The organism is Sandarakinorhabdus rubra, from assembly GCF_010994245.1.
GTDB classification, from domain to species: Bacteria; Pseudomonadota; Alphaproteobacteria; order Sphingomonadales; family Sphingomonadaceae; genus Sandarakinorhabdus; species Sandarakinorhabdus rubra.
Map to the genome: position 1 here is coordinate 1 of NZ_WMHO01000091.1, position 9,723 is coordinate 9,723.

Genomic DNA, 9,723 nt, shown 5'->3' on the forward strand with positions numbered 1-9,723 from the left:
GCCCATCCCGGCCCCTCCGGCCCGCGCACCCACCGCGCCCAGCAGCGCCAGGAACAGGATGGCGCCCGCCGCCTGGCCGGCCATCATCCACCCCATCGGCAGCACGGCGGCCAGCACGAGCGGCAGCGCCGCGCCGGCGGTGAAGGTGCCGGCCGAGGCCAGCGCCGCCAGCACGGGCCGCGCGGCGGTGGTGTCGTTGATGTGCAACTCGTCGCGCGCGTGGGTGCCCAGAGCATCGTGCGCCATCATCTGTGTGGCCACCGTGTCGGCCGTCGCCGGGTCCACCCCGCGCGCCACATAGATGGCGGCCAGCTCGGCGTGCTCGTGCGCCGGATCGGCGGCCAGCTCCGCCGTCTCGCGGGCCAGATCGGCGGCCTCGGTATCGGCCTGGCTGCTCACCGAGACATATTCCCCCGCCGCCATCGACATGGCGCCGGCCACCAGCCCCGCCACCCCGGCCACCAGCAACGCCTGCCGATCCGCGCCAGAGGCCGCAACGCCCAGGATCAGGCTGGCAGTGGAGACAATGCCATCATTCGCCCCCAGCACGGCGGCCCGCAGCCAGCCGATGCGGGAGACGAGATGGCTCTCGGTGTGCGGTCGCATCGGTGCCCCTTGCTGGCGTGCCTGGCGGACAGCCTATCGCGTGTGGCACGGCGCCGCCAGCGCCAGCGATGGGCCAGCTGCCTTGCCCGATCCGGCGCGGCCTGTAACATCCGCCCATCGCGGCAAGCGCCGGGCCAACACCGGCGCGAAAGGGGGGCAGATGCGGGGCGCGGCAATGGTGCGGGGGCTGCTGGCCGGGCTTGCGGCCATGGCGTGGATCACAGGCGTGGCGGCCTCAACGCTGATCACCGGGTCCAGTGTGATTGATGGATCGGGCACACCGCCGCGCCGCGTCTCCGTGCGCATCGACGGAGACCGCATCACCGCAGTGGGCGTGCTGCGCCCGCGCAAGGGCGAAACCGTGATCGCGGCAAACGGCCTGGTGCTCGCTCCCGGCTTCATCGACAGCCACAGCCACCATGACCGCGGTGACTATGCCGATCGCGCCATGCCCCCGCTGCTGGCACAGGGCATCACCACCATCGTCGTGGGCCAGGATGGCGGCGGTAACAGCACCTTCGCCGACATGACCGCGAAATTTGCCGCACGCCCTGCCGCGATCAATGTCGCGGCCTACACCGGCCATGGCTTCCTGCGTGAGCGGGTGATGGGCAGCGATTACAAGCGCACCGCCACGCCAGCCGAGGTGCAGGCGATGCAGGCGCTGCTGGCCTCCGACTTGCAGGCCGGATCGCTGGGCCTGTCCACCGGGCTGGAATATGATCCCGGCATCTATTCCAGCCACGATGAGGTGCTGGCGCTGGCCCGCACCGCCGCGGCCGCTGGCGGCCGCTACATGAGCCACATGCGCAACGAGGATGTGAGCTTCGATGCGGCGCTCGGCGAACTGCTTGACGTGGGCGAGAAGACGGGCGTGCCGGTGCAGATCTCCCACATCAAGCTGGGCGTGGTCGATCGCTGGGGCGGCGCCGGGGCGGTGCTGGCCCGGCTGGATGCCGCCCGCGCGCGTGGCATCAAGGTGACGGCAGATGTCTACCCTTACGAATATTGGCAATCCACGCTCACCGTTCTGTTTCCCAAGCGCGACTTCACCGATCTCGCCGCCGCGCGCTTTGCCCTCACCCATCTCACCACGCCGGCAGGGATGCGTCTGGGCTTCTATGCGTCCGATCCCACGCTGGTGGGCCAGACCATCGCCGAAATCGCGGCCAGGCGCGGGGAGGAGCCGGCGGTCACCTATCTCTGGCTGATCCAGACGGCCGAAGCCTGGCGCAAGGCGCATCCCGATGGCGGTCCGGTGGAGGCGGTGATCGGCACCGCCATGGACCCCAGGGACATCGCCGAATTCATTACCTGGCCGCACAGCAACCTGTGTTCGGATGGCATGATCGGCGGCCGCCATCCGCGCGGTGCCGGCGCCTTTCCCCGGCTGGTGCGCCAGCATGTGCGCGAAAGCGGCCGGCTCACCCTGGCCGAGGCGGTGCACAAGATGAGCGGGCTGACGGCACAGCACCTGGGGCTGAAGCAGCGCGGGCTGATCCGCCCCGGCTACAAGGCCGATCTGGTGCTGTTCGATCCCGACCGCTTCACCGATCGGGCCACGGTGGAGGCGCCGGCGGCGCTGGCCGAAGGCGTCGCCAGCGTGTTCGTGGATGGCCAGATCGTGTTTCGCGACGGCAAGCCCACCGGGCTCTATCCCGGCCGCATCCTGCGCCGAGGCGTGGAATGATGCGCCGCCGCGATTTCTTGGCCGGCGCTGTGGCCGCCACGGCCACCGCCATGCTGGATGCTGCCCGCGCGGCGCCGGTGCTGGATGCCCGCAACTTCGGCCTCACCCCGGCCCGTGCTGCCCGCCGCAACGGCTGGATCGAGGTGGATGCCGCCGCCTTCGAGGCCAATGTCGATGCCGTGCGCGCCCTTGTCGGCCCGGCGCGCCTGTGTGCGGTGATGAAGGCCGATGCCTATGGCAACTCGATCGCGCTCCTGATGCCATCGGTGATTGCCAGGCGGATCGAGGACGTGGCCATCACTGCCAACGACGAGGCCCGGGTGGCGCGCCGGCTGGGCTATCGCGGCCGCCTGATCCGCATCCGGCAGGCCACGCTGGAGGAGATGGAAGATGCCTTGCCATTGGGCGTCGAGGAGTTGATCGGCAATCGCGAGGCGGCCGAACGTCTGCATGCCCTCTGGAAAAAGCGGCATCGCCGCCAGCGCCTGGCCGTCCATCTGGCGCTGAATGCCGGCGGCATGTCGCGCAACGGGATCGAGCTGGCGGCCGATCATGGCCGCGCCGATGCGCAGGCGCTGCTGGCGCTGCCCGGCTTCCAGGTGCAGGCGGCGATGACGCATTTCCCAAGCGAGGAGGGAGCCGACATCCTGGCCCAGCTCGCCCGCTTCGAGGCCGATGTGGCCTTCCTCAGGGGGGCCGGGCTGGGCAACGCCCCGCTGCTGCGCCACACCGCCAACAGCTTTGCCGCGCTCCAGCATCCCGAAACCCGGCTCGACATGGTGCGGGTGGGTGGGCTGCTCTATGGCGATCCCGGCTCGGTGCGGACCGACCGCTTCGTGCCCACCATGGCGATCAAGTCGCGGGTGGCCGCCGTGAACCGCTATCCGGCCGGACAGACGGTGAATTATGACCGGACCTTCCGGCTGGAGCGCGAAAGCTGGCTGGCCAATATCCCCCTGGGCTACTCCGATGGTTACCGGCGCAGCCTCAGCCACGCCAACCGGCCGGAGTTTCCCGCCGAAGGCCGCAACCGCCCCGAGGTGCTGATCGGCGGGCGGCGCTATCCGCTGGTGGGGCGGGTGACGATGAACACGCTGATGGTGGACGTGACCGACGGGCGCGACGCGGTGCGCCTGGGCGACGAGGTGGTGCTGTTCGGTGCCCAGGGCCCCCAGCGCATCACCCAGGCTGAATTTGAAGCCAACAGCAGCGCCTATGGGCCCGAATTGCTGGCCATGCTGGGTGCCGGCCTGCCCCGCGTGCTCAAGGCCTGAGGGCATTCCCGCTCCCGGCCGCCATCGCCGCGAACGACTCCACCAGAATCCTGGTCCGAAGCAGCGTCCGGACCGACTTTGACCCTAGACGGTCCAGCGCAGCGTCAGGCCCCACAAGCGCGGATCCGACGGCGTTGCCAGCACCAATCCCGAGTTGCCGGCCTGCGCGGTGACATTCTGCAAATAGCGCGCATCGAACAGGTTCTGCGCGAACAGCGCAACCTCCCATGGCCCCCGGCCATAAGCGAGGCTGGCGTTCACCAGCGTGTAGCCTGGCAGGAACAAGGCAGCCGATGCCGATCCGTCGCCCGATGCCGATGACCGGCTGATGCTGTCCACCCGCAGTCGCAGCTGCCCGCGCCCCAGCGGGCGGCTGGCGTCGAGGCCGGCACTGATGCTCCACCGCGGCAGGTTGGCGAGCGGCCTTCCGGACAGGTCGCATGCGGTGGTGCCGGTTCCCACCCGCTCCAGCGGGCAAGGCCCGGCGCGATAGTCGACATAGCGGCCGTCGCTGTGGCTCAAGGCGGCACGAAGTTGCACACCGGCAATCGGCGCGAACACGGCATCGACTTCCAGGCCCTGCACCCGAACCTTCGGAATGTTGGCGAGATAACCGCGCAGCGCGCCGGGGCCAGTATCCACCACATTGGCCTGGAAATCGCGCACCTGCGTTGAGAACAGCACGAGGCTGGCGCTCAGTCGGCCGTCCCTCGTGGCGGCCCTGAGCCCGGCTTCCCACGCGACATTGCGTTCCGGCCGGATCACGGCAGTGCCCAGGGCCGGCTGGCCGGCCGCATCGACCGGCAGGCCCGACATGTTGATTCCGCCCGACTTGTCGCCGCGGGCCCACGACAGCCAGGCCACTGCGTGGTCGGCAAGGTCATAGGCAAGGTTGCCGCGCAGCGACAGGCTGACATCCCTGACAGAGGCGGCGTAATCCTGCGGCCGCAGGATTGACAGCTTGGCGCTGGCCTGTGCCGCCGTCTGCGGCTCCGCCCCGCCCGACACGCGGCTGTTGAACTGGCCGCTCTTGCCTTCCCAGGTGACACGCAGGCCGCCGGTCAATGCAAGGCGCGCCAGGGCGGGCGGCCGCCATGTCACCTCGCCAAACCCGGCAAGACTCGTCGAAGCAAAACGGGTGCGGCCGCTGCTGCCGTAGCCATCCAGAAGCCCGGGCGGAAAATCGCCGCCAAGCAACCAGGTGGTGGCAAGAGGGCCGTAGATGGTGGTGGGCTGTCCTTTCAGCTTCTGGTGGAAGGCAAACAGGCCAGCCACGAAGGCGAGGCCGGAATGCGCCGCATCCAGCGTTCCGGCTGAGGCCAGGCGCAGTTCCTGACTATACTGATCCTGTCGCGAGGGGATGCCTTGCACGAGTTGAATCGGCAGCCGCGTGTAATCGCGATCGTTGGCGGCTGCCCAGTCCCAGAAGCGCCACGCCGACACCGACGTGAGGTTGACCGCCCCCAGCTGGGCTTCGCCCACCAGCGCAACGCCGCCCTGGCTGGTCTCGACCCCCAGCGGGGCATCGATGTCGGTGAGCCGGTCGAACGCGTTAATCGAGGGCGGCGCATAGCCGGCCGCAGCCGCCATCGCGGGATACTGGCGTGCCACCGGGCGCAGGGTGGGGCTGACGGTGAGAAACACCTGGGTGCAGCATTCCGCGCGGACATCCTGCCAATCCCCGGTGAGGCGTACGGAGAGACTGGATTGCGGCTTCCACAGCAAGGAGGCACGCAGCGCATCGGTGTGGACATTGTTCTGGAAGCGGCCAGTTTCGACGTTGCGGATGACGCCGGTGCGGCGCGTCGCCAGCCCGGCCACGCGCACCGCCACCCTGTCCGACATAGGGCCGGAGGCGGATCCCCGCGCCTGCCAGAAGCCGAGGTTGCCGAACGAGACTTCGGCGGCTGCTTCAGGCGTGAAGCTGGGTGCGCGACTGACGATCTGGATCGCACCGGCGGTGCTGTTCTTGCCGAACAGGCTCACTTGTGGGCCGCGCAGCACTTCCAGCCGCTCTACATCGGTGAAATCGAAGGCTGCCGCCGCCGGGCGCGCCTGGTAGACCTGGTCGACATAGATGCCAACGCCCGGTTCCAGCCCGTCGTTGGCCTGAGCCACGGCCACAACGCTGGAGCCGAGGCCGCGGATGGTGAAGCTGGTGTTGCGCGGATTTGGCGAGGCATAGTTGAGGCTTGGTACCAGAAGGGCCAGCGCGCGCATGTTGTTGCTGTAGCTGCGTTCCAACGCCTCGCCGTCGACGACCGATAACGCCTGCGGCACCGATTGCGCCGGTTCTGGTCGCAAACGCGCGGTGACGATGATCGTTTCTGCCACCGTTGCATCGAATTTGTCCCCAGCGCGTGCGGGCAGGGCCGGCGTGGCCCCTGCCAGCAGCATGGCTGCCACGCGCCTCAACTTTCCGTGGCGGCACATCCATCCCGGCATGGCTCACACTTAGCGCGCGGCGCCGAGGCTGTATACCGCCAGATATAACAAGGCGCTGGCGCCGGCCCGTTGACCTGTCGCTGCCGGCACCCTGCGTCCCCTCACCCCTTGACGCCCCTCTGCCCGGACCGCCACCCTCGCGCGTGTACGTGAGGAAAGTGTCGCTGCCGCATGCAACTCGTCATCGTTGAATCGCCGGCCAAGGCGAAGACCATCAACAAGTATCTGGGTTCGGACTATGAGGTGCTGGCCAGTTTCGGCCATGTGCGCGATCTGCCGGCGAAGGATGGCTCCGTTGATCCCGCGCAGGATTTCGCCATGGCGTGGGAGGTGTCGGCCGATCGCACCAAGCAGCTTGCCGCCATCCGCGAGGCGGCGAAGCGCGCCGACAGCGTGATCCTGGCGACCGACCCGGATCGCGAGGGCGAGGCGATCAGCTGGCACCTCCTGGAATGGTTGAAGGACAAGCGGGCCCTGCCCAAGGGCGGCGCGCAGCGGGTGACCTTCAACGAGATCACCAAGGCCGCGGTGACAAAGGCGATGCAGGCGCCCCGCGATCTCGATCAGCCGCTGATCGATGCCTATCTGGCGCGCCGCGCGCTCGACTATCTGGTGGGCTTCACGCTTTCGCCCGTGCTGTGGCGCAAGCTGCCCGGCGCCAAGAGTGCCGGGCGCGTGCAATCGGTGGCGCTGCGCCTGGTGGTGGAGCGCGAGCGCGAGATCGAAGCCCATGTCGCCCGTGAATATTGGCGCGTGGAGGCAGAGATGATCGCGCCCAACGGCGCCACCTTCATGGCGCGCCTGGCGGTGCTCGACGGCAAGAAACTGGCGCAGTTCGATCTCGACAATGCTGCGGCCCATGCTGCGCGGGAAGCCATTGAGAAAAATGGATTCACTGTCCGCAGCGTGGAGACGAAACCGGTCTCGAAAAACCCCGCGCCGCCGTTCACCACCTCCACCCTTCAACAGGAGGCGGCGCGGCGGCTGGGCTTCACCGCCAGCCACACGATGCGCGTGGCCCAGGGTCTCTACGAGGACGGCCGCATCACCTACATGCGGACCGACGGCGTGCAGATTGCCGGCGAGGCGCTGAATGCCGTTCGTGATTTGATCGCGCGCGACTTTGGTACCAAGCCCGACGTGCTGCCCGAAAAGCCGCGATTCTATGCCACCAAGGCCAAGAACGCCCAGGAAGCGCACGAAGCGATCCGCCCCACCGACTTCTCGCGCCGGCCCGGTCGGCCGGACAGTGATGCCGAACGCCTCTATGCCCTGATCTGGAACCGCACCGTCGCCAGCCAGATGGCCAGCGCCCGAATGGAGCGCACCACGGTCGAACTGTTCGATGATGATGGCCGCCACGGCCTGAAGGCCACCGGCCAGGTGGTCATCACGCCGGGCTTCCTGGCGCTCTATACCGAAGGCCGCGATGAACCCACAGAGGACGATGAGGACAGCGCCCGCCTGCCGCGCCTCGCCGGCGGCGACCGTTGCGCCTCCAAGACGGTCGAGGCCATCCAGAGCTTCACGGAGCCGCCCGCCCGCTATTCCGAGGCAACGCTGGTCAAGAAGCTGGAGGAACTCGGCATCGGCCGTCCCTCCACCTATGCCTCGATCCTGCAGACGCTGCGTGATCGTGCCTATGTGCGGGTGGAGAAGAACCGTTTCCACGCCGAAGAAAAGGGCCGGCTGGTCACCGCCTTCCTGGAGCGCTTCTTCTCGCGCTATGTGGAATATGATTTCACCGCCGGGCTGGAAACGCAGCTGGACGAGGTGTCGGCCGGCGACGCGGAATATCTTGAACTGCTGCGCGCCTTCTGGGCCGATTTCCAGCCCAAGACCGCCGAGATCATGGAGCAGCGCCCGTCGGACATCACGGTGGCGCTCGACGAATATCTGGCGCCCTACCTGTTCCCGGACAAGGGTGACGGCAGCGATCCGCGCCTGTGCCCGCGCTGCGCCGCCGGTCGCCTGTCCCTGAAGACCGGGCGCTTCGGGGCGTTCGTCGCCTGCTCCAACTATCCCGAGTGCAAATATACGCGGCCCTTCGCGTCGGAAAATGGCGCGCAGGCGAATGATGGCCCGCTGGAACTGGGCGCCGACCCGGTGACCGGCGAGATGATCACGCTGCGATCAGGGCGCTTTGGCCGCTTCGTGCAGAAAGGTGAGGGGGAGAAGCCCCCGCGCGCCTCCATCCCCAAGGATGTCAGCATTTCCGGCCCGGAGGATCTCGATTGGGCGGTGAAGCTGCTGGCGCTGCCGCGCACCATCGGCCTGCATCCCGATACGGGCGAGCCCATCACCGCCAGCATCGGTCGCTATGGCCCCTATCTGGCGCACAACGGCAGCTATGCAAGGCTGGCGAACACGGCGGAGGTGTTCGAAACCGGCATGAACGCCGCCGTGGTGAAACTGGCCGAAGCCGCAGCTGCCAAGGCCAATGGCGGCCGCCCGCAGCGGGGACAGGCCACGGCCCTGGCAGAGTTGGGCGCCCATCCGGAAACCGGCGCTGCGGTGCGCGTGCTGTCGGGCCGTTACGGCCCCTACATCAGTGACGGGACGACCAACGCCAACGTGCCCAAGGGCACCGAGCCGACGGCGGTCACGCTGGAGGAGGCAGTGGCGTTGCTGGCCGCGCGTGCAGCCGCCGCGCCGGCAAAGAAGGGCAGGAAGGCGCCGGCCAGGAAGGCGACGGCGGCCAAGAAGCCTGCTGCCAAGAAGCCTGCCGCGAAGAAGGCTCCAGCCAAGCGCAGCGCCTGAGGTGTTTCAAGCGCAGCGCTTGACGCCTCAGCGCGCCAGCACCGCGCTGATTTCGGCGCCCTTGGCTGCCTTCAGGGCGGCGCACTGGCCGATGCGTTCCATGGTCTGCGCCAGTTCTAGCTCGCCACCGCCCAGGATGGCGAGGTTGGGGCGGATCAGGCCTTCCACACGCGCGATGGCATCGCTGCTGCAATAGCCGTCGAAGAAGCCGATCACCCCGGCCCGGGCAAAGCCGGGGAAGCTTTCGACCACGGTGCGGAAATTGCTGGCGACGTAAGACGTGGTGGCGTCGCGGGCGCCGCGGTTGAAGGTGAGCGCGCCAAGGATGGTGGTTCGCTCCCGGCTGATCAGCCCTTCGCCCATGGCCAGACCCTGCACGCGGGTGACGGCGGCGGCGCCCTCCGCGCTGCCCAACGCGGCAGCGGCCTGGGCGCGGAACAGCGGATCACTGGACGCCTTCAGCGCCGCGAACAGCCGGTCGATCACCGGCACACCGCCATCCTGCACCGCCACCGCCAGGGCGGTTCGGCGATAGACGGGGGCAAGCGCCGCCGCATCGCCATCCAGCAGGCGGGTGGCGGCCGTTCTCAACGCGGCGCGCAGGGCCGGATCGCGGGCTTGCAGCGCCAGCAACGGCACCAGCGATTCGCGCCAGCCCTGGGTGTGGCTGTCCGCTACTGGCGTCGCCGGGTCGAAGCCCTGCATTTCGGGCCGCGCGCCATAGAGAAGCTGCATCAGCGCGCGATAGGCCGGCAGTTCGGCATCGGCCAGCGTGGTATTGGCGAGCGCCGCCAGCTTGCCGGCCAGTTCGATCCCCGGCAGCCGTTCGCGGTGGCGGGCCAGCTGCCCGGCGGCGGCCACCACGCGGGCGAAATCGGTGCGCCCGGCGGCGAATTCCGCCCACAGGCTGTCGGCCGTCACCATCGCCTCGCGCTCCGGCAGGGCGGC

The 9,723-nt window shown here is 68.7% G+C and carries 6 protein-coding genes; 3 read left to right on the forward strand and 3 right to left on the reverse strand.

The window, feature by feature from the left end; translation table 11 throughout:
- Window positions 1-606, reverse strand: a 606-nt coding sequence (locus GJV64_RS07355) for a VIT1/CCC1 transporter family protein (protein WP_164156618.1), incomplete at its 3' end; no start/stop codon positions are given.
- 160 nt (window positions 607-766) lie between these two features.
- Between GJV64_RS07355 and GJV64_RS07360 the strand changes: the two genes are divergently transcribed.
- Window positions 767-2,296 (forward strand): N-acyl-D-amino-acid deacylase family protein, encoded by a 1,530-nt coding sequence (locus tag GJV64_RS07360; protein ID WP_164156619.1) that lies wholly within the window; start codon window positions 767-769, stop codon window positions 2,294-2,296.
- On the forward strand, window positions 2,296-3,570 hold the full coding sequence (alr, locus tag GJV64_RS07365) for an alanine racemase (RefSeq protein WP_164156620.1): 1,275 nt from the start codon (window positions 2,296-2,298) through the stop codon (window positions 3,568-3,570). The genes GJV64_RS07360 and alr overlap by 1 nt, the downstream gene beginning before the upstream one ends.
- Window positions 3,571-3,654: 84 nt before the next feature.
- Here alr and GJV64_RS07370 read toward each other — a convergent pair whose 3' ends face one another.
- Window positions 3,655-5,967 (reverse strand): TonB-dependent receptor, encoded by a 2,313-nt coding sequence (locus GJV64_RS07370; RefSeq protein ID WP_235927643.1) that lies wholly within the window; start codon window positions 5,965-5,967, stop codon window positions 3,655-3,657.
- Window positions 5,968-6,186: 219 nt separating this feature from the next.
- Between GJV64_RS07370 and topA the strand changes: the two genes are divergently transcribed.
- Window positions 6,187-8,775, forward strand: a complete 2,589-nt coding sequence (gene topA / locus GJV64_RS07375) for a type I DNA topoisomerase (RefSeq protein WP_164156622.1) — start codon at window positions 6,187-6,189, stop codon at window positions 8,773-8,775.
- Between the two features lie 27 nt (window positions 8,776-8,802).
- Here the strand turns inward: topA and GJV64_RS07380 are convergent.
- Window positions 8,803-9,723, reverse strand: a 921-nt coding sequence (locus tag GJV64_RS07380; RefSeq protein WP_164156623.1) for an ERAP1-like C-terminal domain-containing protein, incomplete at its 5' end; no start/stop codon positions are given.

What these genes read in the sequence shown, in the direction of transcription:
- topA (WP_164156622.1), top strand. Translation starts at nt 6,187, where the DNA reads ATGCAACTCGTCATCGTTGAATCGCCGGCCAAGGCGAAGACCATCAAC.
- alr (WP_164156620.1), top strand. Translation starts at nt 2,296, where the DNA reads ATGCGCCGCCGCGATTTCTTGGCCGGCGCTGTGGCCGCCACGGCCACC.
- GJV64_RS07360 (WP_164156619.1), top strand. Translation starts at nt 767, where the DNA reads ATGCGGGGCGCGGCAATGGTGCGGGGGCTGCTGGCCGGGCTTGCGGCC.
- GJV64_RS07370 (WP_235927643.1), bottom strand. Translation starts at nt 5,967, where the DNA reads ATGCTGCTGGCAGGGGCCACGCCGGCCCTGCCCGCACGCGCTGGGGAC.